21 protein-coding genes are annotated in these 24,983 nt (G+C 69.9%); 20 read left to right on the top strand and 1 reads right to left on the bottom strand.

Annotation, left to right across the window (positions count from 1 at the left end):
• Positions 1–91 precede the first annotated feature (91 nt).
• The 11 genes from metK to HQ312_RS01155 all read left to right on the top strand — a co-directional run bounded on the left by metK (position 92) and on the right by HQ312_RS01155 (position 11,331).
• Complete coding sequence (gene metK / locus HQ312_RS01205) at positions 92–1,306, top strand: methionine adenosyltransferase (RefSeq protein WP_027505264.1); 1,215 nt, start codon at positions 92–94, stop codon at positions 1,304–1,306.
• Positions 1,307–1,416: 110 nt separating this feature from the next.
• Entirely contained in the window at positions 1,417–3,384 is a 1,968-nt protein-coding gene (locus tag HQ312_RS01200; protein ID WP_222637797.1) for a primosomal protein N', read from the top strand.
• Positions 3,385–3,389: 5 nt separating this feature from the next.
• On the top strand, positions 3,390–4,313 hold the full coding sequence (gene fmt / locus HQ312_RS01195; protein WP_027505266.1) for a methionyl-tRNA formyltransferase: 924 nt from the start codon (positions 3,390–3,392) through the stop codon (positions 4,311–4,313).
• The gene (locus HQ312_RS01190) at positions 4,310–5,884 is read left to right on the top strand and encodes an RsmB/NOP family class I SAM-dependent RNA methyltransferase (protein ID WP_222637597.1); all 1,575 of its coding nucleotides are present in this window, start codon (positions 4,310–4,312) and stop codon (positions 5,882–5,884) included. Before fmt ends, HQ312_RS01190 begins: the two co-directional genes overlap by 4 nt.
• Positions 5,885–5,930: 46 nt before the next feature.
• On the top strand, positions 5,931–6,656 hold the full coding sequence (locus HQ312_RS01185) for an SGNH/GDSL hydrolase family protein (protein ID WP_222637596.1): 726 nt from the start codon (positions 5,931–5,933) through the stop codon (positions 6,654–6,656).
• Positions 6,657–6,686: 30 nt separating this feature from the next.
• A complete protein-coding gene (rpe, locus tag HQ312_RS01180) occupies positions 6,687–7,355 on the top strand; it encodes a ribulose-phosphate 3-epimerase (RefSeq protein WP_056444707.1) in 669 nt (222 codons plus the stop codon).
• Between the two features lie 29 nt (positions 7,356–7,384).
• The gene (gene ribD, locus HQ312_RS01175) at positions 7,385–8,383 is read left to right on the top strand and encodes a bifunctional diaminohydroxyphosphoribosylaminopyrimidine deaminase/5-amino-6-(5-phosphoribosylamino)uracil reductase RibD (protein WP_222637796.1); all 999 of its coding nucleotides are present in this window, start codon (positions 7,385–7,387) and stop codon (positions 8,381–8,383) included.
• 47 nt (positions 8,384–8,430) lie between these two features.
• Positions 8,431–9,033, top strand: coding sequence for a riboflavin synthase (locus tag HQ312_RS01170; protein ID WP_027505271.1), 603 nt, complete (start codon positions 8,431–8,433; stop codon positions 9,031–9,033).
• Between the two features lie 86 nt (positions 9,034–9,119).
• A complete protein-coding gene (locus HQ312_RS01165) occupies positions 9,120–10,391 on the top strand; it encodes a bifunctional 3,4-dihydroxy-2-butanone-4-phosphate synthase/GTP cyclohydrolase II (protein WP_051613220.1) in 1,272 nt (423 codons plus the stop codon).
• A complete protein-coding gene (ribH, locus tag HQ312_RS01160) occupies positions 10,391–10,876 on the top strand; it encodes a 6,7-dimethyl-8-ribityllumazine synthase (protein WP_027505272.1) in 486 nt (161 codons plus the stop codon). Before HQ312_RS01165 ends, ribH begins: the two co-directional genes overlap by 1 nt.
• Positions 10,873–11,331: a PH domain-containing protein gene (locus HQ312_RS01155; protein WP_222637595.1), complete on the top strand. Its 459-nt coding sequence runs from the start codon at positions 10,873–10,875 to the stop codon at positions 11,329–11,331. Before ribH ends, HQ312_RS01155 begins: the two co-directional genes overlap by 4 nt.
• 6 nt (positions 11,332–11,337) lie before the next feature.
• On the opposite strand, the gene HQ312_RS01150 is transcribed toward HQ312_RS01155, so the two are convergent.
• On the bottom strand, positions 11,338–13,296 hold the full coding sequence (locus HQ312_RS01150) for a gamma-glutamyltransferase family protein (RefSeq protein ID WP_308123757.1): 1,959 nt from the start codon (positions 13,294–13,296) through the stop codon (positions 11,338–11,340).
• A gap of 83 nt (positions 13,297–13,379) precedes the next feature.
• Between HQ312_RS01150 and uvrC the strand changes: the two genes are divergently transcribed.
• The 9 genes from uvrC (at position 13,380) to ppc (ending at position 24,899) form a co-directional block, all read left to right on the top strand.
• On the top strand, positions 13,380–15,593 hold the full coding sequence (uvrC, locus tag HQ312_RS01145; RefSeq protein WP_307108844.1) for an excinuclease ABC subunit UvrC: 2,214 nt from the start codon (positions 13,380–13,382) through the stop codon (positions 15,591–15,593).
• Positions 15,590–16,507: an RNase adapter RapZ gene (gene rapZ, locus HQ312_RS01140; protein ID WP_051613222.1), complete on the top strand. Its 918-nt coding sequence runs from the start codon at positions 15,590–15,592 to the stop codon at positions 16,505–16,507. The genes uvrC and rapZ overlap by 4 nt, the downstream gene beginning before the upstream one ends.
• Positions 16,504–17,535, top strand: coding sequence for a uridine diphosphate-N-acetylglucosamine-binding protein YvcK (gene yvcK, locus HQ312_RS01135; protein WP_051613223.1), 1,032 nt, complete (start codon positions 16,504–16,506; stop codon positions 17,533–17,535). Before rapZ ends, yvcK begins: the two co-directional genes overlap by 4 nt.
• Positions 17,532–18,509 (top strand): DNA-binding protein WhiA, encoded by a 978-nt coding sequence (whiA, locus tag HQ312_RS01130; RefSeq protein ID WP_197027771.1) that lies wholly within the window; start codon positions 17,532–17,534, stop codon positions 18,507–18,509. The genes yvcK and whiA overlap by 4 nt, the downstream gene beginning before the upstream one ends.
• 175 nt (positions 18,510–18,684) lie before the next feature.
• Positions 18,685–19,704, top strand: a complete 1,020-nt coding sequence (gene gap, locus HQ312_RS01125; protein WP_027505278.1) for a type I glyceraldehyde-3-phosphate dehydrogenase — start codon at positions 18,685–18,687, stop codon at positions 19,702–19,704.
• Between the two features lie 4 nt (positions 19,705–19,708).
• Positions 19,709–20,920, top strand: a complete 1,212-nt coding sequence (gene pgk, locus HQ312_RS01120) for a phosphoglycerate kinase (RefSeq protein WP_222637594.1) — start codon at positions 19,709–19,711, stop codon at positions 20,918–20,920.
• Between the two features lie 3 nt (positions 20,921–20,923).
• Complete coding sequence (tpiA, locus tag HQ312_RS01115; RefSeq protein WP_222637593.1) at positions 20,924–21,739, top strand: triose-phosphate isomerase; 816 nt, start codon at positions 20,924–20,926, stop codon at positions 21,737–21,739.
• Positions 21,740–21,828: 89 nt separating this feature from the next.
• On the top strand, positions 21,829–22,062 hold the full coding sequence (gene secG / locus HQ312_RS01110) for a preprotein translocase subunit SecG (protein WP_027505281.1): 234 nt from the start codon (positions 21,829–21,831) through the stop codon (positions 22,060–22,062).
• Between the two features lie 68 nt (positions 22,063–22,130).
• Positions 22,131–24,899 (top strand): phosphoenolpyruvate carboxylase, encoded by a 2,769-nt coding sequence (ppc, locus tag HQ312_RS01105; protein WP_222637592.1) that lies wholly within the window; start codon positions 22,131–22,133, stop codon positions 24,897–24,899.
• The last annotated feature ends 84 nt before the right edge of the window (positions 24,900–24,983 follow it).

Genomic DNA, 24,983 nt, shown 5'->3' with positions numbered 1-24,983 from the left:
GACGTCGGTGGCTCCGTCTATCGTCGACTGGCGTCTCGGGGAGCGGTTCGATCATGTCGACACATTCATGCGTGTACGAGAGGAAACATCTGTGAGCACGTCCGCCAGTCGGCTCTTCACCAGCGAGTCCGTCACCGAGGGTCATCCCGACAAGATCTGTGACGCCATCAGCGACTCCATCCTGGATGCGCTCCTGACCGACGATCCGCGCGCACGCGTCGCCGTCGAGACCCTGGTGACCACCGGGCAGGTTCACGTCGCCGGTGAGGTCAACACCACCGCGTACGCCGACATCCCGCACATCGTGCGCGAGAAGGTACTCGAGATCGGCTACGACTCGTCGGCCAAGGGCTTCGACGGCAACTCCTGTGGGGTCAACGTCGCCATCGGCGCGCAGTCGCCCGAGATCGCCCAGGGCGTCGACAACTCGCACGAGTCCCGCGTCGAGGGTCTGACCGACGACGAGATCGACCGTCAGGGTGCGGGCGACCAGGGCCTGATGTTCGGCTACGCCATCAAGGACACGCCCGAGCTCATGCCGCTGCCGATCGCACTGGCGCACCGGCTGTCGCGTCGCCTCACCGAGGTGCGCAAGACCGAGGTGCTGCCGTACCTGCGTCCCGACGGCAAGACCCAGGTCACCATCGAGTACGAGGGCAACAAGGCCGTTCGCCTCGACACCGTGGTCATCTCCACCCAGCACGCGGCCGACATCGATCTCGACAACATGCTGACCCCGGACATCCGGACCCATGTCCTCGAGGCCGTACTGGCCGAGCTCGGGCACGACTCGCTCGACACCTCGTCGGTACGCCTGCTCGTCAACCCCACCGGCAAGTTCGTCCTCGGCGGGCCGATGGGCGACGCCGGCCTGACCGGTCGCAAGATCATCGTCGACACCTACGGCGGCTGGGCCCGCCACGGCGGCGGCGCGTTCTCGGGCAAGGATCCATCGAAGGTCGACCGCAGCGCTGCGTACGCGATGCGGTGGGTGGCCAAGAACGTCGTGGCCGCAGACCTCGCAGAACGAGTCGAGGTGCAGGTCGCCTACGCCATCGGCAAGGCCGCTCCCGTCGGTCTCTTCGTCGAGACATTCGGATCCGAGAACGTGGATCCGCTCAAGATCCAGTCCGCCATCACCGACGTGTTCGACCTGCGTCCCGGCGCGATCATCCGTGATCTGGACCTGCTGCGTCCGATCTACGCGCCCACCGCGGCGTACGGCCACTTCGGCCGCACGGACATCGATCTGCCGTGGGAGAACACCGACCGTGCCGAGAAGTTGCGGTCCGCCGCAGGTCTGTGACGTCTCGCTCCACTTCGTGATCATCGTCTGAAAGGGGTCGGTCGGTGAGTGCCACCGCATCCGGTGTGCGCTCACCGGCCCCCACCCGGCCCATTGCCCGCGTGCTTCCCATGCTCGCGTTGTCCCACCTCGATCGCGATTTCGACTACGTCGTCCCCGCCGAACTCGATGCCGTGGCGCAACCCGGTGTGCGTGTGCGCGTCCGCTTCGCCGGGCGTCTGGTCGACGGGTTCCTGCTCGCCCGCCTCGACACCAGCGACCATCCGGGGAAGCTCGGCTTCCTCGACAAGGTGGTCTCCGCCGAGCCGGTGCTCGGCCCCGAACTGCTCGGTCTCGTCGACGCCGTCGCCACGCGCTACGCCGGCACCCGTCCGGACGTTCTTCGTCTCGCGGTTCCACCCCGACACGCGCGGGTGGAGAACGAATCTCTCGCCTCCGGTGCGCAGTCGATCCCCGTCCTTCGCCGCGACGAGTGGTCCGCGTACCGGCACGGCGCCGAGTTCCTCGACGCGCTCGGCGGCGGTCGGGCGCCGCGGGCGGTCTGGCAGGCGTTGCCGGGGGAGGACTGGGCGGCCCGGCTCGCCGACCTGGCAGCCGTGGCCGTGTCGTCGGGACGGGGAGCCGTTCTCGTCGTCCCGGACCAGCGCGATCTCGATCGCGTGGACACGGCCTGCCGAGCCGTCCTCGACGACGACGCGGTGGTCGCGCTCGCCGCGGGGCTCGGTCCCGCAGAACGCTACCGACGGTGGCTCGCCGCCGCTCGTGGCCGCGCTCGCGTCGTGATCGGAACGCGCAGCGCCGTCTTCGCCCCGGTGCACGACCCGGGATTGATGGTGGTCTGGGACGACGGCGACGACTCGTTGTCGGAACCGCGTGCGCCGTACCCCCACGCCCGCGAGGTCGCGTTGCTGCGTGCACACCGAGCCGGGTGCGCCGCGGTGGTGGGCGGTTTCTCCCGGACGGCGGAGGCACAGGCTCTGGTCGAGACGGGGTGGGCGCACGATCTCGTGGCCACCCGTGACACCGTCCGCGGGCGCGTTCCACGAGTCACCGCTCTCGCGGACAGCGACCACGCGCTCGCCCGCGACCCCGGAGCGCGCGCGGCGCGACTCCCGGCGATCGCCTTCGCGGCGGCCCGAGCGTCGCTCACCGCCGGGCACCCCGTGCTGGTCCAGGTCCCGCGGCGCGGGTACGTGCCCTCCCTCGCCTGCTCCAAGTGCAGGACGCCCGCCCGGTGCCGACGGTGCCACGGACCCCTGGCGCTGCCGTCCGCGCCCGGTGCCGACGGCGCGGGCAGCCCCACGTGCAGGTGGTGCGGCACCGCCGACCCGTCGTACTCGTGCCCCACGTGCGGTTCACGAGCACTGCGCGCCGTCGTGGTCGGCGCAGGACGGACCGCCGAGGAGCTGGGCCGGGCGTTCAGCGGCGTCACAGTGCGACAGTCCGGCGGCACCTCGGTGCTCGACACTGTGCCGGCCGGCCCGGCCATCGTCGTGTCCACCGTGGGCGCCGAACCCGTCGCGGACGGCGGCTACGGTGCCGCGCTGCTGCTGGACGGGTGGGCGCTGCTGGGTCGAGCGGATCTGCGCGCCGCAGAGCAGACCCTTCGCCGCTGGATGGCCGCCGCCACCCTCGTGCGCCCGTCGGCCGAGGGCGGTGAGGTGGTCGTGGTCGCGGATTCGGGACTGCCCACCGTGCAGGCATTGGTGCGGTGGGACCCGGTCGGACACGCGCGCACCGAACTCTCCGAACGCACCGAGGTCGGGTTTCCACCCGCGGTGCACATCGCCGCCGTGGACGGCACCACCGAATCGCTGCGCGCCCTGCTGGACTCGGCGCGGCTCCCGGACGACGCCGTCACGCTGGGACCCGTGGACCTGCCACCCGGCGAGCGGCTGCCGTTCGGCAGCGAGATCGACGCCGACTCGTCCGCGCCCGTCGAGCGGATGCTGGTCCGCGTCCCGCGATCGTCCGGTGCCGCCCTCTCCCGCGCACTCGGTGAGGCACGGGCCGTGGTGGGAGCGAAGAAGACCGCGTCGGCGCTGCGAATCCAGGTCGACCCGCTCCGCATAGGGTGAACGGCGTGCGCCTCGTCTTCGCCGGTACTCCCGACCCCGCTCTCCCGTCGCTGCGGCGACTGCTCGACTCCTCCCGTCACGAGGTGGTCGGTGTGCTCACCCGACCCGACACGGTGGCCGGTCGAGGGCGCAAGGTCGTGCGATCGCCCGTTGCGATGCTGGCCGACGAGCACGGCATCCCGGTGCTGCAGCCCGCGAAGCCGTCCGACCCCGAGGCGATGGCCGCGCTCCGCGATCTGGAACCGGACTGCTGTCCCGTCGTCGCCTACGGCGCGCTGCTGCCACAGCCCGTGCTCGACATTCCGCGACACGGCTGGATCAATCTGCACTTCTCCCTGCTGCCGGCCTGGCGTGGGGCCGCGCCGGTGCAGGCCGCGATCGCCGCGGGTGACGAGGTCACCGGCGCGTCGACGTTCCTCCTCGAGCAGGGGCTGGACACCGGTCCGGTGTACGGCGTCGTGACCGAGAGGGTGCGCCCCACGGACACCGCCGGGGATCTGTTGACCCGGCTCGCGGACAGCGGGAGCCAGTTGCTCGCGTCCACCCTCGACGGGATCGACGACGGTGCACTGCAGGCGGTTCCGCAGTCGGGCGACGGCGTGTCACACGCGCCCAAGGTGACCGTGGAATCGGCCCGCATCGACTTCGGTCGCCCGGCGCACCTGATCGACCGGCACGTCCGGAGTGTGACACCGGCACCCGGAGCGTGGACCGAGATCGGCGACGTCCGCGTCAAGATCGGTCCGGTGACGATCACCGACGAGGAGCTCGAACCCGGGCGCGTCGAGGTACGGAAGAAGGCGGTCCTGGTGGGTACCGCGACGACGGCCGTGTCGCTCGGGCTCGTGCAGCCGCACGGCAAGAAGCAGATGGCAGCGACCGACTGGGCGCGCGGCGCCCGCGATGTGAACGGAGCGACTGCACGATGAGCGGTGAGCAGACACCGGGGTCCGGCGGTCCTCGTAAGCGTGGCGGGAAGGCCGGCGGGAAGGCCGGAGGCCGGCCGAGTGAGAGCGGGAAGGCCGGAGGCCGGCCGAGTGAGAGCGGGAAGGCCGGAGGCCGGCCGTCGGTGGCCGGGGGTTCGAGCAAGGCCGGTGGGCGGTCCGGGAATTCGCGTCCGAAGCAGCCGGGTCGACCCAATCCTGCCGAGGCGGGATTGGACCCCGCACGGATCGCGGCACGGGACGTCCTGCGCGCGGTGCGGGAACGTGACGCGTACGCGAACCTGGTGCTTCCGGGTCTGCTCCGGGATCGCCGGTTGAACGAGCGTGATGCCGCCCTCGCGACGGAGTTGGCCTACGGCGCGGCCCGCGCGCAGGGGGTGCTGGACGCGGTCGTCGAGCATGCGGCCTCGCGTCCGGTGTCGGACATCGACGGTCGACTGCTGGACGTCATCCGGCTCGGTGCGTACCAGTTGCTGCGCACGCGGGTGGCCCCGCACGCGGCGGTGGCGACGTCGGTCGACCTGGTGCGCAGCGAGGCCGGGCAGGGGCAGGCAGGGTTCGTCAACGCCGTGTTGCGCCGGGTTTCCGAGCGCACGGAAGCAGAGTGGGTCGAGTTGCTGGCTCCCGACGCGGAGCGAGATCCGGTGGGTCACTCGGCGTTCCGGCACGCACATCCCGCCTGGATCGCACAGGCGTTCAACGACGCGTTGGGAGCGGACGCGGCGGAGCTGGACGAGGCGCTCGCCGCCGACGACGCCCGCCCGCTGGTGCACCTGGTGGCGCGACCCGGCGAGATCTCGGCGGACGAGCTCGCGTCGATCACCGGCGGTGAGCCCGGACCGTGGTCGCCCTATGCGGTGCATCTGGACAGTGGCGGCGATCCGGGTCGTCTCGACGCCGTGCGTGAGGGGCTGGCCGGCGTCCAGGACGAGGGCAGTCAGCTGGTCGCTCGGGCTCTGACGCTCGCAGAGCTCGACGGGCCGGACGGAGGTCGGTGGCTGGACCTGTGCGCCGGTCCCGGCGGCAAGGCTGCGCTGCTCGGCGCCATCGCGGCGATCGACGGTGCGACGGTCGATGCCGTGGAACCGTCCGAGCATCGAGCCGACCTGGTGCGCAAGACGGTGCGCGATCTCCCGGTCACCGTGCACGCGGTGGACGGTCGCGCGAGCGGACTGGACGCGGGATACGACCGCGTCCTCGTCGACGCACCCTGCACCGGTCTGGGTGCACTCCGTCGTCGACCCGAGGCGCGGTGGCGTCGTCAGGCGAGCGACGTGGCGGGTCTGGTGACGTTGCAACGCGAGTTGCTCGCGGCAGCAGTGGAGCTGGTGCGGCCGGGCGGAGTCGTCGTCTACTCGACGTGTTCGCCGCATCTGTCCGAGACGGTCGGCGTCGTGGCCGATGCGGTCCGACGTCACGGTCTGACCGCGCTCGACACCGCGACGCTCGCGCCCGGCGTGCCGCGGGCGGCCTCGGGAACGTCTGTGCAGCTGTGGCCGCACCGGCACGGAACGGACGCGATGTTCTTCGCCGCGCTGCGCAAGGATGCCTCCTGACCGCGCTCGTTACCGGTCGGCAACGACTCGCGGGTACAACAGGAACGTGACTCCGCGACTCCTTCGACACCGCACGGCCGGGGCAGCGGTGGCCGCCCTCGCCTCGGTCGCGGTGCTGGGTGGCTGCTCGCTGTCCCCGTCGGTGACGGCAGGGACGGCCTCGGCGCGGACCGCCGACGCGGAGCGGGTGGTCGCGGCAGAGTCGGAGTGGAGCGCGGTCCGTGTGTCGGTGATCGGCGACTCGTTCTCCGCCGGCTCCATGAACGACGTGGTCTGGCCGGACGTCCTGGCGGAGGAACACGGATTCGAGGTGACCAACGCGAGCCTGGGCGGCGCCGGCTACGAGGCGGGCGACGACTATCTCGGCACCTTCGCGGACCAGGTCGCCTATGCCACCGAGGAGAACCCGACGGTCATCCTCGTGGTCGGCAGCGAGAACGACGTCGACGCGGATCCGGCGGACGTGCTCGCCGACGCCACCGACCTGTACGCGTCGCTGCGCGAGCGCTCACCCGAGGCCCACATCGTCGTCATCGGACCGATCTGGAGCGGGGAGCCGGTGAGCGAGGACATGTGGGACGTGGACGCCGCGGTCTCCGCCGCCGCGGTGTCGGCCGGGCTGGACTACGTCGACGCGCTGCCGCAGGAGTGGCTGGCCGACCCGCTGATCATCCAGGACGACGGTGATCACCCGACCGACGAGGGTCAGTACCTCCTCGCCGGCCACATCGACGACGCTCTGATGCAGGTGGATCCGGACCTACTAGGCTGATCGCCCGTGGCCCCGACTCCGCAGCACCCGATGATCGCACCGTCCATCCTGTCCGCCGATTTCGCGCGGCTCGCCGACGAGGCCGCGGCCGTCGCGGGCAGCGACTGGCTGCACGTCGACGTGATGGACGCGCACTTCGTCCCGAATCTCACCCTGGGTCTGCCCGTGGTGGAGAGCCTGCTGAAGGCGACCGACATCCCGCTCGACTGCCACCTCATGATCGAGGACCCGGCCCGCTGGGCGCCGCCCTACGCCGAGGCCGGCGCGTACAACGTGACGTTCCACGCCGAGGCCACCGACGATCCGCGCGCCGTCGCCCGCGACATCCGGGCGGCGGGCGCGAAGGCCGGGCTGTCGGTCAAGCCCGGTACCCCGATCGAGCCGTACCTGGAGGTCTTGAAGGACTTCGACACGCTGTTGATCATGAGCGTCGAACCGGGATTCGGCGGCCAGAGCTTCATGCCGGAGGTGCTGGACAAGGCTCGCGCCGTCCGCCGGCTGGTCGATTCGGGTGAACTGACGCTGGTGATCGAGATCGACGGCGGCATCAACGCCGACACCGTGGAGCAGGCCGCTGCCGCGGGCATCGACTGCTTCGTCGCGGGCTCGGCGGTGTACTCGACCAGTGACCCCGCGGGTGCCGTGCGTTCGCTGCGTGAGTCCGCCGCGAGCGCGTCGCCCCACCTGTCCGGCCGGTGACCGGGAGCCTCGACCCGATCGATGCCGCGATGCGGCGGGCGATCGAGGCATCGGTCGCGGCGCGCGGTGTCAGCACTCCCAATCCTCCCGTCGGCGCCGTCGTCCTGGACCGGGCCGGGCTGGTGGTCGGAGTCGGCGCCACCGCGGCACCGGGCGGCCCCCACGCGGAGATCGCCGCGCTAGCGCAGGCGGGCGAGCGAGCGCGCGGCGGCACCGCCGTGGTGACGCTGGAGCCGTGCGACCACACGGGACGCACGGGTCCGTGCTCGCAGGCGCTGCTGCGCGCGGGTGTCGTCCGCGTCGTGCACGCGCTCGGCGATCCGAACCCGCTGGCGGCAGGCGGCGCGGAGACTCTGCGCGGTGCCGGCGTCGAGGTACGGTCCGGCGTTCTCGCCGATCTCGCCGAGGCCGGGCCCTTGCGTGCCTGGCTGCATCGGCAGCGCACCGGGCGCCCGATGCTCACGTGGAAGTACGCCGCCACGCTCGACGGCCGCACCGCGGCGCCGGACGGCACCAGCCGCTGGATCACGGGGGAGACCGCTCGCGCACACGTCCACGCCGAGCGCGCGCGGATCGATGCGGTGGTGGTCGGTACCGGGACCGTGCTCGCCGACGATCCGGTGCTGACGGCGCGACTGCCCGACGGGTCGCTCGCTGCGCACCAGCCGGTGCGCGTGGTCGTCGGGCTGCGCGACATCCCTGCCGGGTCTCGGATCCTCGACGACTCCGCCCCCACCCGCGTCGTGCGCACCCGCGACCCGTTCGCGGTGATGGAGGCCCTCGCGGATCTGACCGACGTGGTGCTGGAGGGCGGATCGACGCTCACCGGAGCGTTCCTGTCGGCGGGCCTGGTCGACCGCGTCACGGCGTACCTCGCCCCTGTCGTGCTGGGCGAAGGTCCGACCGCCGTGCGGGGGACGGGTGTCGGAACAATTGCCGATGCGATGAGGTTTCGACGAGAGTCGGTGGAGACGCTGGGCGACGATCTGCTCGTCCGACTCGCTCCGCTACGGTCGTCCGACCACTGAGCCGAACAGAGATCACTGCACCAGCTGGTGCCGAGAGGATGACGAGCATGTTCACCGGAATCGTCGAGGAACTGGGCAGTGTCACCGCCAAGGAGGATCTGGCGGACGCGGCTCGCTTCACCGTGCGTGGCCCGCTGGTCACCTCCGATGCGTCGCACGGGGACTCGATCGCCGTGAACGGTGTGTGCCTCACCGTCGTCGAGGTCGCGGACGGCGCGTTCACGGCCGACGTGATGCAGGAGACACTGAACCGTTCGTCACTGCAGTCCCTGGCCGTGGGGTCACCGGTCAACCTCGAGCGTGCCGCCTCGCTCGCGTCGCGGCTCGGTGGGCATCTCGTCCAGGGCCACGTCGACGGGACCGGGGTGGTGCTCTCGCGCACCCCGTCGGACAACTGGACCGTGGTACGCATATCGCTGCCCCGTGACATCGCGCGATACGTCGTGCACAAGGGGTCCATCACGGTCGACGGAGTGTCGCTGACGGTGTCCGCACTGGGCGGCGAGAAGGACGATCAGTACTTCGAGATCTCCCTGATTCCTACCACCCTGTCGCTCACCACACTGGGCGAGGCGGAGGCGGGAACGCAGGTCAACCTCGAGGTCGACGTGATCGCCAAGTACGTCGAGCGGTTGCAGAAGGTCGACTGAACATCGGCCCCCGCAGCGGGGGTCGTAGTCTTGAGAACACAGGATCTGCCCGACACTGCGGGCAGCAGACGTGGGGAGCGCACGGCGTGACCAGGTTCGACACCATCGAGCGCGCTGTCGCCGACATCGCCGCCGGCAAGGCCGTCGTCGTCGTCGACGACGAGGACCGCGAGAACGAGGGCGATCTCATCTTCGCCGCAGAGAAGGCCACACCCGAGCTGGTGGCCTTCATGGTGCGGTACACCTCGGGATACCTCTGCGTTCCGCTGTCGGGCGAGGACTGCGATCGCCTCGGACTGCCTCCCATGTACTCCACGAACCAGGACAAGCACGGCACCGCGTACACCGTGACCGTCGACGCTCGCGTCGGTATCGGTACGGGGATCTCGGCATCGGACCGCGCGGCGACCATGCGTCTGCTCGCGGACCCCGACACCGGTGCGAACGACTTCACCCGTCCCGGTCACGTCGTCCCGTTGCGGGCGAAGGAAGGCGGCGTGCTGCGCCGCCCCGGCCACACCGAGGCCGCGGTCGACCTCGCCCGGATGGCGGATCTGCGCCCGGCCGGCGTCATCTGCGAGATCGTGTCGCAGAAGGACGAGGGCGAGATGGCCCGCACGGACGAACTCCGTGTCTTCGCCGACGACCACGACCTCGCGCTCATCTCCATCGCCGACCTGATCGCGTGGCGACGCAAGCACGAGAAGCACGTGGTGCGCATCGCCGAGGCGCGCATCCCGACGGCGCACGGCGAGTTCCGTGCGGTGGGCTACCAGAGCGTCTACGAGGACGTCGAACACGTGGCGCTGGTGCGCGGCGACATCGCCGGGCCCGACGGCGACGGCAGCGACGTACTGGTCCGCGTCCACTCCGAGTGTCTGACCGGGGACGTGTTCGGCTCGCTGCGCTGCGACTGCGGTCCGCAGCTGGACGCGGCGCTCGACATGGTGGCGCAGGAGGGTCGCGGAGTGGTGCTCTACATGCGCGGTCACGAGGGCCGTGGCATCGGCCTGCTGCACAAGTTGCAGGCCTACCAGCTGCAGGACGCCGGCACCGACACCGTCGACGCCAACCTCGCGCTCGGCCTGCCCGCCGACGCGCGGGACTACGGCATCGGAGCGCAGATCCTCGTCGACCTGGGCATCTCGTCTATGCGTCTGCTGACCAACAACCCGGCCAAGCGGGTCGGCCTCGACGGCTACGGCCTGCACATCACCGAGCGGGTGCCGATGCCGCTGCGTGCCAACGCCGAGAACCTCACCTACCTGCGTACCAAGCGTGACCGGATGGGCCACGACCTCGTCGGGCTGGACGATTTCGAGACGCCGGTGGTCACCCCCGACGCGGGCGGCCTCTGATGAGCGGCGAGGGCGAACCGGTACTGCAGCTCTCGGGCGCCGAGGACCTCGAGGTCGCGATCGTCGCGGGCCAGTGGCACGAGAAGGTCAGCACGGCACTCGTGGACGGCGCACTCCGCAAGGCCGACGAGGTGGGACTGCGGAACGTGACACTCGTGCGTGTCGCCGGAGCCATCGAGATCCCCGTGGTCGCTCAGCAGCTCGCCCGCACCCACGACGCGGTGGTCGCTCTGGGCGTCGTGATCCGGGGCGGGACGCCGCACTTCGAGTACGTGTGCGACGCCGTGACCGCCGGGCTCACCCGAGTGTCGCTGGACGAGTCCACCCCGGTCACCAACGGAGTACTCACCGTGAACGACGAGCAGCAGGCACTCGATCGCGCAGGTCTTCCAGGGTCCAAGGAGGACAAGGGTGCGCAGGCCGTCGCGGCGGCCGTCGACACGGCGCTGACGCTGAAGGGCCTGCGTCACGGGAGTCCGTCGTGACCGACGCACCGAATCAGCAGTGGGAACTCGAGGCGCGGCCGCGCAAGAGCGCGAAGTACGCCGTCGGTGTCGCCGCTCTCCTCGTCATCGTGCACACCACCCTGGGGATTCTGCTGCGGACCGGCAACACCGGCGTGTTCTTCCAGCGCGTGGACCAGTTCGCCATGATCGCCATCGGGTGTGGCATGGCGGCGGGCGTGCTGTTGCTGACCCGTCCGCGGATCAAGGTCGGTGCGCAGGGCGTGCTGGTGCGCAACCTCGTCACCGAGAAACTGATTCCGTGGGACCTCGTGCGCGGCTTGTCCTTCTCGCCCGGATCGAGCTGGGCTCGCGTGGAACTGCCGGACGACGAGTACGTGCCGGTCATGGCGATCCAGTCCAACGATCGCGAGTACGCGGTGCACGCCGCGCGTACGTTCCGCTCTCTCGAGCGGAAGTACGCCGCAGCGAGCTGACCGAGGTCACTCGATCCCGTCTCCCATGACGACACCCTCGCGTCGGGGATCGGCACCGCCGATCCAGCCGTCGGCCGTTCGGACCAGGGCGCTCGAGCCGCTGGACTGATCGGCCACCGACACCTGGTGGCCCATCGCCCGCAGAGCCGACACCAGCGGATCCGCGGCACCGTCGTTCTGCGCGTCGATGTTCGGGTGCTCGCCGCCCACGTTCGTCGTCGGCGCGTTGGCCGCACCCACGTTGACGGCGGACACGGCCTGCTGCGGATCGAGACCCCAGTCGAGCATGCCGACGAGGTTCTTCACGACGAACTGGATGATGACCGAACCGCCGGGTGATCCGGTCACCAGCCGCACGTCACCCCGCGCACCGTCGTCCCCGCGGTCGAACACGATCGTCGGCGCCATGGAACTGCGGGGACGCTTGCCGGGCTCCACGCGGTTGGCCACGGGTACCCCGTCGGGACCCTCGGGTGCGGCCGAGAAGTCGGTCAGCTGGTTGTTGAGGAGGAAGCCCTCCGTCATGTGGAAGGAGCCGAACGCCGACTCCACCGTGGTGGTCATCGACGCGACGTTCCCCGCGCTGTCCACGATGCTGAGGTGACTGGTCCCTGCCTCCGGTCCGGCGTAGCTGCTCAGGGGTATCGGACCGAAGTCGCCCGGCTGAGCCGTGCCCATGCTGCGGGCGGGATCGATCATGCGGGCGCGCTGCTCGAGGTAGTCCGGATCGAGTAGCTCGGCGGGGCTGCCACCGGGCAGGGGGATGTAGTCGGGATCGGCGACGTACTTGTCGCGGTCGGCGTACGCGAGGCGCTCCGCCTCGGCGATGAGATGGACGCCCTCCGCGTCGGGGACTCCACCGTCGGCATCGGTGGAGGCGGGTGCGTACTGCGCCATGTCGAAGTGGGACAGGATGCCCATCGTGGACGCGACCGCGATACCGCCCGACGACGGGCCCGGCATGCCGCACACGTCCGTGTCGCGGTACGGCACGCACACCGCGTCCCGCTCCTTCGCCTCGTATCCGGCGAGATCGTCGAGTGTCAGCCTGCCGGGGGTGCGCCCGCCCGTCGTGTCCGCCGTCGCGTCGACGATCGACTGCGCCAGCGCGCCGGTGTAGAACGCGTCGGCACCCTCGGTGGCGATCGCGCCGAGCGTCTTGGCCATCGCGGGGTTCGTCAGCGTCGTCCCCGCTGCCTTCGGGCTGCCGTCCGGCTCGAGGAAGTAGTCGCGAGAGGCCGGATCGAGTGCCAGTTCCGGCGCCGAGTCCGCGATGGACGACGCCATCCGAGGACTGATCTCGAAGCCGTCGTCGGACAGCGCGATGGCCGGATCGAACAGTGACCGCCACTCCTTGCTCCCGTGATCGCGGTGGACGTCGTCCAGCATGCGGACGACGCCGGGAACGCCGATCGCGCGGCCGCTCGATCGGGCATCGGGCTTCGGCACGGACAGATCGGCGGGCGCACCGGGGGCAGCCGTGTCGTCCACGAAGCGCAGATAATTCGCGGTGGCAGAGGCGGGAGCCGTCTCACGGCCGTCGTAGGCACGCAGAGTCCTCGACTCGGCGTCGTAGTAGAGGAGGAAGGCGCCGCCGCCGATACCGGAGCTCTGCGGCTCGACCAGTCCGAGCACCGTCTGCGCCGCGACCAGCGCGTCGGCCGCGGTCCCGCCGTCGCGCAGCACCTCGCACGCCGCCTCCGTCGACACCGGGTTGGCGGTCGACACCGCGTACGTGGCGGTGCGCACCGCGGTCATTCCGGTGCGGTAGCCGGTGGCGACCTCCGGCGCTCCGTCCGGTCCCGTGCCCGCGTCCGCGGTGACGGGGGTGCCGCCTCCGCCCGCGACGCACGAGGGGGTCGAGCCGGAAGCGTCGCCACCGCTGCCCGAGGAGCAGGACACGGCGGTGAGGGCGACGACGGCCGCGAGGGCGAGAGGACGAGTCAGTGATCGGCGGGAAGTCACCGATCCATGACACCGCGTCCTCGCGTGGTTCGCAGCCCGAACGGCGGATTTCGACTGTCGGTCACGACGACTACCGTGGAGCTGTGTCCGACCCCGCTACGTACCGCCCGGCCACCGGAACCATTCCGGTCGAGCCAGGGGTCTACAAATTTCGTGATCCGCACGGCCGCGTCATCTACGTCGGCAAGGCGAAGAGCCTGCGCAGCCGTCTCAATTCCTACTTCGCCGACATCGCCGGCCTGCATCCTCGTACGCGTCAGATGGTCACCACGGCTGCCAGCGTCGAATGGACCGTCGTCACCACCGAGGTGGAGGCGCTCCAGCTCGAGTACAACTGGATCAAGGAGTTCGATCCTCGATTCAACGTCCGGTACCGGGACGACAAGAGCTACCCGATGCTCGCGGTCACGCTCAACGAGGAGTACCCGCGGTTGTTCGTCTACCGCGGGCCCCGGCGCAAGGGTGTGCGCTACTTCGGCCCGTACGCGCACGCGTGGGCGATTCGAGAGACGTTGGACCTGCTGTTGCGGGTGTTCCCGGCGCGGACGTGCTCCGCTGGAGTGTTCAAGCGGCACAACCAGATCGGTCGGCCCTGTCTGCTCGGGTACATCGACAAGTGCTCGGCGCCGTGCGTCGGACGCGTGTCGGCGGCCGAACACCGTGCGACCGTCGAGAACTTCTGCGACTTCCTGTCCGGCAAGACCGACAAGCTCGTCCGCGAGCTCGAGAACCGGATGCAGAAGGCGTCGGAGGACCTGGACTTCGAGACGGCGGCCCGGCTGCGTGACGATGTGGGGGCACTGCGGCGCGCGCTCGAGAAGCAGGCCGTGGTGCTCGGCGACGGCACCGACGCGGACCTCGTCGCCTTCGCGAGCGACGACCTCGAAGCGGCGGTCCAGGTGTTCCACGTCCGCGGCGGTCGCGTGCGCGGCCAGCGCGGGTGGGTCGTGGAGAAGGCGGGCGAGGTGATCGACGCCGCGGTCGCGGCCGAGGCGACGTCCGCCGGGGCCGACGACCGTGCCGAGGCGCAGGACGCTCCGGTGGACGCGGAGGCGGCGTCCGATCTGCCGGCTCTCGTCGAGCAGTTCCTCACCCAGTTCTACGGCGAGCAGGCCTCGCTCTCGTCGTCCACCGAGGACGCCGCTGCCAACGCCGTACCCCGCGAGGTGCTCGTTCCGGTGCTGCCGCCGAACGCCGACGAGGTGCAGGCGTGGCTCAGTTCGCTGCGCGGGTCCGCGGTGCAGCTACGGGTGCCTCGTCGCGGCGACAAGAAGGAGCTCGCCAAGACGGTGTATCGCAACGCCGTCGAAGCGCTCCAGCAGCACAAGATGAAGCGTGCGGGCGACTTCACGTCGCGCTCCGCAGCGTTGCAGGGCATCCAGGAAGCGCTCGACCTCGACAGTGCACCGTTGCGCATCGAGTGCATCGACATCTCGCACGTCCAGGGCACCGACGTGGTCGCGTCGCTGGTGGTGTTCGAGGACGGGTTGCCGCGCAAGAGCGACTACCGCCACTACTCCATCAAGGAGGCTGCGGGAGACGGTCACTCGGACGACGTCGCGAGCATCGCCGAGGTCACACGGCGACGGTTCCTGCGTCATGGCAAGGACTCCGGCGGCGATCTGGCTCCCGAGGCCTCCCTCGACCCGCAGACGGGTCGGCCCCGTCGCTTCGCCTATCCGCCGAACCTCTTCGTCGTCGACGGCGGCGCACCGCAGGTGGCCGCGGCGGCCGAGGTGCTCGACGAGCTGGGTGTCACCGACGTCGCGGTGGTGGGTCTCGCGAAACGGCTCGAGGAGGTGTGGGTGCCGGGGGAGAGCGACCCCGTGATCCTGCCGCGCACCAGCGAGTCGCTGTACCTCCTCCAGCGGGTTCGCGACGAGGCGCACCGCTTCGCCATCACGTTCCACCGCAGCAAGCGGTCCAAGCGCATGACGGCGTCCGCGCTGGACTCGGTGCGCGGGCTCGGTGAGGCGCGTCGCACGGCGTTGGTGACGCACTTCGGCTCGGTGGCCAAGCTCAAGCAGGCCGAGGTGTCCGAGATCGTGAAGGTGCCGGGTATCGGCGAGACGACGGCACGCGCCGTCCTCGAGGCACTGGGAGTTCCACAGGACCAGGACGCGTCGGCTGCCGCGGCCGCGTCGGAACCGACCGCGGTCCCCGACAACGAAGCGGACAGCGCCCCGGTACGACATGATGAACGCACCGACGGCAGCGACCGTGACGAGCTGCCGGCACCGTCCGGTGAGCCGCTGTCGGTGGCCGCGCATCGAGGAACAGGACACCGGGACGAGTGAACGTGCAGCGAGAGCAGGTGGGTGACCCCGTTCGACCGCACTCCGACATCGACGTCGCTCTGGTCACAGGGCTGTCCGGTGCCGGGCTCGGCACGGCGGCCAAGGTCCTCGAGGACCTGGGCTGGTACGTCGCCGACAACATGCCGCCCGAGCTGATCACTCGCATGATCGAGATCGGTCGCACCTCGGACCCCGGCATCGAGCGGCTCGCCCTGGTGGTCGACGTGCGCAGCCGATTGTTCAACGGCGACGTCGGCACCCTGCTCGCCGACCTGGCAGCGGACGGGGTGCGCCCGCGCGTGCTGTTCCTGGACGCGTCCGACGACGTGCTGATCCGGCGATTCGAATCGGTGCGCCGCAGCCACCCGCTGCAGAACTACGGTGTGGACGGCACGCTCACGGAAGGCATCTCGGACGAGCGGGCCCGGTTGGCCACCGTCAAGGAGGCCGCGGACATCGTCATCGACACGAGCTCGCTCTCCGTGCACGGTCTGCGCGATCGTGTCGCCGCGGCGTTCGGCGACGACGTGGTGGGCACCGTGGCCGTCACCGTCGAGTCCTTCGGCTTCAAGTACGGGGTACCGCTCGACGCAGACGTGCTGTGTGACATGCGTTTCCTCCCGAACCCGCACTGGATCCCCGAGCTGCGCCCGCTCACCGGCAAGGACGCCGGCGTGCGGGACTACGTGCTGGGGCAGCCGGACGCGGAGGAGTACCTCGAGCTGTATCACCGCCTGCTGACGATGACGCTCGCCGGCTACCGGCGCGAGGGCAAGCGATACATGACCGTCGCCGTCGGCTGCACCGGCGGCAAGCATCGCAGCGTCGCCATGACCGAGGCGCTCGCCGAACGGCTGCGTGCCGATGCCGACACCAGCGTCCGCGTCGTGCACCGCGACCTGGGTCGAGAGTGAGCGCGGACGGCGGACGCGGCGACGACGACGCTCCGCACATCGTCGCGCTCGGCGGCGGACACGGCCTCTACGCGACCCTGTCCGCCGTACGGTCGCTCTCCACCCGGGTGACGGCGGTGGTCACCGTGGCCGACGACGGCGGGTCGTCCGGCCGATTACGCGCGGAGCTCGGCATGATCCCGCCCGGCGATCTGCGCATGGCGCTCGCGGCGTTGGCCGCAGACTCTCCGCAGGGCAGGCTCTGGGCGGACATCCTGCAGCACCGCTTCGGCGGCAGCGGCGCGCTCGCCGGGCACTCGGTGGGCAATCTTCTGCTCGCCGGACTGTCCGAGGTGCTCGGTGACCCGGTGGCCGCACTCGACGAGGCCGCGCGGTTGCTCGGTGTCGACGGCCGGGTGCTGCCGATGTCGCCCATCGCCCTGGACATCGAGGCGGACGTGTCGGGACTCGAGTCCGACCCGCGCGTGAGCCGCGTCATCCGTGGGCAGGTCGCCGTCGCCACCACTCCCGGCAAGGTGCGGCGCGTCCGACTGCGCCCGTCGGATCCGCCGGCCACCGAGCAGGCCGTCACCGCTGTGGGCGCCGCCGATCTGGTCGTCCTCGGACCCGGGTCCTGGTTCTCCAGCGTGTTGCCGCACGTCCTCGTGCCCGAGCTCGCCTCGGCGCTGCGCGCCACCGAGGCCCGCAAGGTGCTGGTGCTCAATCTCGGGCCGGAGCCGGGGGAGACCACGGGATTCTCGGCGGAGCGTCATCTCCACGTACTGTCCCAACACGCGCCGGGTTTTCGGGTGCATCACGTGGTGGTCGACTCGACGTCGGTGCCGCCGGGGTCCGAGCGTGATCACCTCGCGCGGGCCGCCGCGGTGTTCGGCGCCGACGTGATCCACGCCGACGTCGCGGGGGCGACACCACACGCACACGACCCGAGCAAGCTCGCGGCCGTGTTCGCCGCTGTTCTCGAGGGCGCCGACCGGGCCGACCTCGACAGCAGCACCGACAGCAGGAAGGGATCGACGTCGTGGCCATGACAGCCGATGTCAAGGACGAACTGAGCCGCCTCACCATCACGGCGGTCAGCTGCCGCAAGGCGGAGGTCGCCGCGTTGCTGCGCTTCGCCGGGGGGCTGCACATCGTGGCCGGTCGCGTCGTCGTCGAGGCGGAGGTGGACCAGCTGTCCATCGCCCGGCGGCTCAAGCGCGAGGTGTTCGACCTGTTCGGCTACAACGCGGACGTGCACTCCATCGGCGCGGGCGGGCTGCGCAAGTCGACCCGCTACATCGTCCGGGTGGCCAAGGACGGCGAGGCCCTGGCGCGCCAGACCGGGCTCCTCGACATGCGTGGTCGGCCGGTGCGCGGACTTCCCGCCCAGGTGGTGGGCGGCACCGTCGCCGATTCCGAGGCGGCGTGGCGCGGTGCGTTCCTCGCGCACGGCTCGCTCACCGAACCCGGTCGATCGTCGGCGCTCGAGGTCAGCTGCCCCGGACCCGAGGCAGCGCTCGCGCTGGTCGGCGCCGCCCGCCGGCTCGGTGTGGCGGCCAAGGCCCGAGAGGTGCGCGGCGCCGATCGCGTGGTCGTACGCGACGGCGAGGCCATCGGTGTCCTCCTCACGAGGATGGGCGCCCAGGACACTCGACTGACGTGGGAGGAGCGCCGGATGCGCCGCGAGGTGCGGGCCACGGCGAACCGTCTCGCGAACTTCGACGACGCCAACCTGCGGCGCTCCGCGCGGGCGGCCGTCGCGGCCGCGGCGCGGGTCGAGAGGGCGCTCGCGATTCTCGGCGAGGACGTCCCCGACCATCTCGCCGCGGCGGGTCACCTGCGCGTGCAGCACCGCCAGGCGTCGCTCGAGGAGCTCGGGCAGCTCGCCGATCCGCCCATGACGAAGGACGCGGTGGCGGGCCGGATCCGCCGACTGCTGTCCATGGCCGACCGCAAGGCGAAGGACTCGGGCATCCCGGACACGGAGTCCGCCGTCACGGCCGACCTGCTCGACGAGGCATGAGCGCGGGTGCCTGACCGAGAACTGCACCACCCCGAACCATTAGGGTGATCACAGGTCACGGAGCGGCTCGGTCGCCCGTGACGGACACGTCCGCACCATCACGTGCGGTGGAGGAAACCGATGCACGACCCGTGCATCGACGAGGAACACGAGTTTCAACACAAAGGAGCGAACAGTGACGGTTCGGGTTGGCGTGAACGGCTTCGGTCGTATCGGACGTAACTTCTTCCGGGCGGTCGATGCGCAGAAGGCGCTCGGCACCACCGACATCGAGATCGTTGCGGTGAACGACCTCACCGACAACGCAACTCTCGCTCACCTGCTCAAGTACGACTCCATCCTCGGCCGCCTCCCGCACGACGTCTCGCTCGAGGGCGACGACACCATCGTCGTCGGCGACCGCAAGATCAAGGCTCTCTCACTGCGCGAGGGTCCCTCCGCCCTGCCGTGGGGAGACCTGGGCGTCGACGTCGTCGTCGAGTCCACCGGCATCTTCACCGACGCGTCGAAGGCTCAGGGCCACATCGACGCCGGTGCCAAGAAGGTCATCATCTCCGCGCCGGCCAAGGGCGAGGACATCACCATCGTCATGGGCGTCAACGACGACAAGTACGACGGCAGCCAGAACATCATCTCGAACGCCTCGTGCACCACCAATTGCCTCGGCCCCATCGCCAAGGTGCTCGACGACGAGTTCGGCATCGTCAAGGGCCTCATGACCACGATCCACGCCTACACGCAGGATCAGAACCTGCAGGACGGTCCGCACTCGGACCTGCGTCGCGCCCGCGCCGCCGCGCTCAACGTCGTGCCCACGGGCACCGGCGCCGCGAAGGCCATCGGCCTGGTGCTCCCGCAGCTGCTCGGCAAGCTCGACGGCTACGCGCTGCGCGTCCCGATCCCCACGGGTTCGGTCACCGACCTCACCGCCCAGGTGCGCAAGACCGCCTCGGTCGAGGAGATCAACGCGGCCATGAAGGCTGCGGCCGAGGGCCCGCTGAAGGGCATCCTGAAGTACACCGACGCACCGATCGTCTCCTCCGACATCGTCACCGACCCGGCGTCGTCGATCTTCGACTCGGGCCTGACCAAGGTCATCGAGGACCAGGTCAAGATCGTCTCCTGGTACGACAACGAGTGGGGTTACTCCAACCGTCTCGTCGACCTCATCGGACTCGTCGGAAAGTCGCTCTGACCCGATGGCCGTCAAGACACTGCAGGATCTCATCGACGAGGGCGTCGACGGACGCGGCGTCCTCGTCCGTGCCGATTTCAACGTTCCGCTCGACGACGGGCAGATCACGGACGCCGGCCGTATCGAGGCGTCGCTCCCGACGCTGAAGACGCTGCTCGAGGCGGGTGCCAAGCTCATCGTGACCGCGCACCTCGGCCGGCCGGAGGGCAAGCCGGACGCCGCGTTCTCGTTGGCTCCGGTCGCGGCGAAGCTCGGCGAACTGCTGGGACGCCACGTCCAGCTCGCCGGTGACGTCGTCGGTCAGGACGCCGAGGCTCGCGCCGAGGGTCTGACCGACGGAGACGTTCTCCTGCTCGAGAACATCCGCTTCGATCCGCGCGAGACCAGCAAGGACGACGCCGAGCGGCTGGCGCTGGCGAAGGAACTGGCCACGCTGGCCGGCGACGACGCCGCGTTCGTGTCCGACGGTTTCGGTGTCGTGCATCGCAAGCAGGCGTCGGTCTACGACGTCGCGACGCTGCTCCCGCACTACGCGGGCACGCTGGTCGCGACCGAGGTCGACGTCCTGACGAAGCTGACCGAGACCCCCGAGCGTCCCTACGCCGTGGTGCTCGGCGGCTCCAAGGTGTCCGACAAGATCGGTGTCATCGAGGCGCTGGCGCCGAAGGTCGACACGCTGGTCATCGGCGGCGGCATGGCTTTCACCTTCCTTGCGGCGCAAGGGTATTCCGTGGGCACGTCGCTGCTGCAGGAAGATCGCATCGAGACGTGCAAGGACCTGCTCGAGCGATTCGGTGACGTCATCCACCTTCCGACGGACGTCGTCGTCGCCGACAGCTTCTCCGCCGACGCGGAGTCGAAGACGGTGAAGGCGTCGGAGATCCCCGACGGCTGGATGGGTCTGGACGTGGGGCCCGACTCGGTGGACCGGTTCGAGGCGGTGCTGAGCAACGCCAAGACCATCTTCTGGAACGGTCCCGCCGGAGTCTTCGAGTTCGAGAAGTTCTCGAAGGGCACCGAAGGTATCGCTCGGGCGATCATCGCGGCGACCACGAAGGGCGCGTTCAGTGTCGTGGGCGGTGGCGACTCCGCCGCGGCCGTGCGCACGCTGGGTCTCCCGGACGCCGGTTTCTCGCACATCTCCACCGGTGGCGGTGCCTCCCTCGAGTACCTCGAGGGCAAGCAGCTCCCCGGCCTGTCGGTACTGGAGGGCTGAACCATGACATCTCCACGAGCTTCGCTCGACCGTAAGGCCAGGACCCCGTTCATCGCCGGTAACTGGAAGATGAATCTGAACCACCTCGAGGCCATCGCCCTGGTGCAGAAGATCGCCTTCTCGTTGCCAGCGAAGTACTTCGAGAAGGTCGACGTCGCGGTGATCCCGCCGTTCACCGACATCCGCAGTGTCCAGACGTTGATCGAGGGCGACAAGCTCCTGCTCACGTTCGGCGCGCAGGATCTCTCGCCCCACGACTCCGGCGCCTACACCGGCGACATCAGCGGTGCCTTTCTGGCCAAGCTGGGCTGCACGTACGTCGTGGTCGGGCACTCGGAGCGTCGCGCCGGACACGGCGAGACCGACGAGGCGGTGCTCGCCAAGACCAAGGCCGCGCTGAAGCACGGACTCGTGCCGATCGTCTGCATCGGTGAGGGTCTCGAGGTGCGGGAGGCCGGCGAGCACGTGGCGTTCAACGTCGAGCAGCTCCGCGGGTCCCTCGCGGGTCTGAGTGCTGAGGAGATCGGGAAGATCGTCGTTGCCTACGAGCCGGTGTGGGCCATCGGTACCGGCCGCGTGGCCAGTGCCGCGGACGCGCAGGAAGTCTGCGGAGCCATCCGTCAGGAGCTGGCGTCGCTCGCCGACGTCGACACCGCGGCGGCGGTCCGTGTGCTGTACGGCGGATCGGTCAGCTCGAAGAACGTGGGCGAGATCGTCGGCCAGACCGACGTCGACGGTGCACTGGTGGGCGGAGCGTCGCTGAAGGCGGACGAGTTCGCCACCCTGTGTGCCATCGCCGCCGGGGGACCGCTTCCCTGACCCACCGTGCATCACCGATCGAAGGGCACGTCGCACACGCGACGTGCCCTTCGTCGTTCGGCGGCGCGCGGCCTGTAACATTGGCCATCATGCGCACGTTCCTGGACATCCTGCTGGTGGTCACCAGCATCGGCCTGCTCGTCTTCGTCCTGCTGCACCGCGGCAAGGGCGGCGGCCTGTCGAGCCTGTTCGGTGGTGGCGTGCAGTCGTCTCTGTCCGGGTCCAGCGTCGTCGAGAAGAACCTCGACCGTGTCACCGTCTTCACCGGTGTCGTGTGGCTCATCTGCATCCTGGGCATCGGCCTGGAGATCAAGTTCGCCTGATCGGGTGACGTGACCCCTGCCGTGAGCCCCGCGCTGCGGTCCGGGGGTGCGCCGACGATACTGTCCTCATGACAGTCGTGGATCCAGGTCTGCCCGCCACCGAACCTCTGCGAGAGGACATTCGGCTCCTCGGTGGAATACTCGGTTCCGTCGTCCGGGACCACGAGGGCGAGGAGATCTTCGACCTCGTCGAGCAGGCCCGAGTGGAGTCGTTCCGCGTGCGGCGGTCGGAGATCGATCGCGGCGAACTCGCCCGGCTCTTCGACGGTATCGACATCACGCGTGCCATCCCGGTGATCCGGGCGTTCAGTCACTTCTCGCTTCTCGCCAACCTGGCGGAGGACATTCACCGCGAGCGCCGCCGCGCCGTGCACGTGCGTGCCGGGGAGCCGCCCCAGGACAGCAGTCTCGCCTCCACCTACAGCAAGCTCGATGCGGCGCGCCTCGACGCCGCCACGGTGGAGGACCTGCTCCGCGACGCCCTGGTGTCGCCCGTCATCACCGCGCATCCCACCGAGACGCGTCGCCGCACCGTGTCGGAGATCCAGAGCCGCATCACCGATCTGATGCGCTTCCGTGAGCGCACGGAACTGGACGACACGGAGATCGCGGAGACCGACGCGAAGATCGAGCGGCAGATCCTCGCACTGTGGCAGACGGCGCTGATCCGGCTGTCCCGCTTGCGGATCCAGGACGAGATCGAGGTGGGTCTGCGCTACTACGACATGTCGCTCTTCGACGTGATCCCACGCATCAACACCGAGCTGCGGGCAGCGCTACGCAGCCGTTGGCCGGATGCCGACCTGCTGACGCAGCCGATGCTGCGACCCGGATCGTGGATCGGCGGCGACCGGGACGGCAACCCCTTCGTCACCGGGGAGATCGTGCACCGCGCGACCAACCGTGCCGCGCAGGTCGCGTTCACCCGGTATCTCGCGGATCTCGTCGGTCTCGAGCACGAGCTGTCCATGTCGGCTCGGTTGATCGACGTGGACGCGGACCTGCAGGCCCTGGCCGATGCGTCGAAGGACGAGTCGGCGTTCCGTGCGGACGAGCCGTTCCGCCGAGCTGTGCGCGGTATCCGCGGGCGACTGTCGGCGACGGCACGCCGCATGCTGGACGTGGTTCCGGACAACACCCTCGACTCGCCGGAACTCGAGCCGTACGGCGCCCCGCAGGAGATGCTCGACGATCTGGACCTGCTGGACCGCTCGTTGCGGCGCACGGCCAACGGCGTCATCGCCGACGACCGACTCGCGACGCTCCGGCAGGCGCTCGAGACCTTCGGGTTCCACCTGTCCGGGCTCGACATGCGGCAGAACTCCGAGATCCACGAGCAGGTCGTGGCGGAGTTGCTGGCCTGGGCGGGCGTCCACGCGGACTACGCGTCACTGTCCGAGGACGAGCGCGTCGAGATCCTCGCCGCCGAACTCGAGACGCGGAGACCCCTCATCGGGCCCCGCGCGGAGTTCAGCGAGCAGACGGCCAAGGAGCTGGCGATCGTCGAGTCCGCCGCGGACGCCGTGCGCACGTTCGGCGGCGGCGCGGTGCCGAACTACATCATCAGCATGTGCACCTCGGTCAGCGACATGCTCGAGGCCGCGGTGCTGCTCAAGGAGGCGGGCATCCTCGATCCCGGCGACGCCGAGACGGGTCCGTCTTCGCCTGTCGGTGTGGTGCCGCTGTTCGAGACGATCGACGATCTCCAGCAGGGCGCGGCGACCCTCACCGCGACGTTGTCCATCCCCGTCTACCGCGCGCTGGTGACGTCCCGCGGGGACAACCAGGAAGTGATGCTGGGGTACTCCGACTCCAACAAGGACGGTGGGTACCTGGCCGCGAACTGGGCGCTCTACCGTGCCGAACTCGACCTCGTCGAGGCTGCACGCGCCGCCGGGATCCGGCTACGACTGTTCCACGGCCGCGGTGGCACCGTGGGCCGCGGCGGTGGCCCGAGCTACGACGCCATCCTCGCTCAGCCCACCGGTGCGGTCACCGGCTCGCTGCGGATCACCGAGCAGGGCGAGGTGATCGCGGCGAAGTACGCGGAACCCCGCCTGGCGCGCCGCAACCTCGAGACGCTGTTGGCGGCGACCATCGAGAGCACGTTGCTCGACGTCGAGGGGCTCGGGGACGACGCCGAGCCGGCCTACGCGCTGCTCGACGATCTGGCGGCACGCGCCCAGGCCGCGTACGGGGCACTGGTCCACGAGACGCCGGGCTTCGTCGAGTACTTCCGGATGTCCACACCGGTCGCCGAGATCGGGGAGCTCAACATCGGCAGCCGGCCGGCGTCGCGGAAGCCCACCAACTCGGTGTACGACCTGCGGGCGATCCCGTGGGTGATGTCGTGGAGTCAGTCGCGGGTGATGTTGCCCGGCTGGTACGGAGTGGGTACCGCGTTCGAGGACTGGGTCGGCGGCGACGCGGACAAGCTGGCCACGTTGACCGATCTGTACCGGCGGTGGCCGTTCTTCCGGACGGTGCTGTCCAACATGGCGCAGGTCATGGCCAAGTCGGATCTGGGGCTCGCCGCCCGGTACTCCGAACTGGTGCCGGACGAGCAGCTCCGCAAGACCGTGTTCGACATGATCTCGACAGAGCATGCCAAGACCGTGTCGATGTACCTGAAGATCACCGGGCACGACGGGCTGCTCGACGACAACCCGGCGCTGGCGCGGTCGGTGTTCAACCGCTTCCCGTACCTCGAGCCGCTGAACCACCTGCAGGTGGAACTACTCGCACAGCTGCGGGCGGGAGACGATCGCGAGCAGGTCAAGCGCGGCATCCTGCTGACCATGAACGGGCTCGCGACCGCGTTGCGCAACAGCGGATAGAGGGAACCGCGAGGACCCTCCCGGCGTCGAACAGAACAGACCCATTCGACGCCGGGAGGATCTCCGTCATGACTCCGCAGAACG

Source organism: Rhodococcus sp. BP-316 (genome assembly GCF_019836105.1).
Lineage (GTDB): Bacteria > Actinomycetota > Actinomycetes > Mycobacteriales > Mycobacteriaceae > Rhodococcoides.
This window is presented reverse-complemented; position numbering and strand designations above follow the sequence as displayed.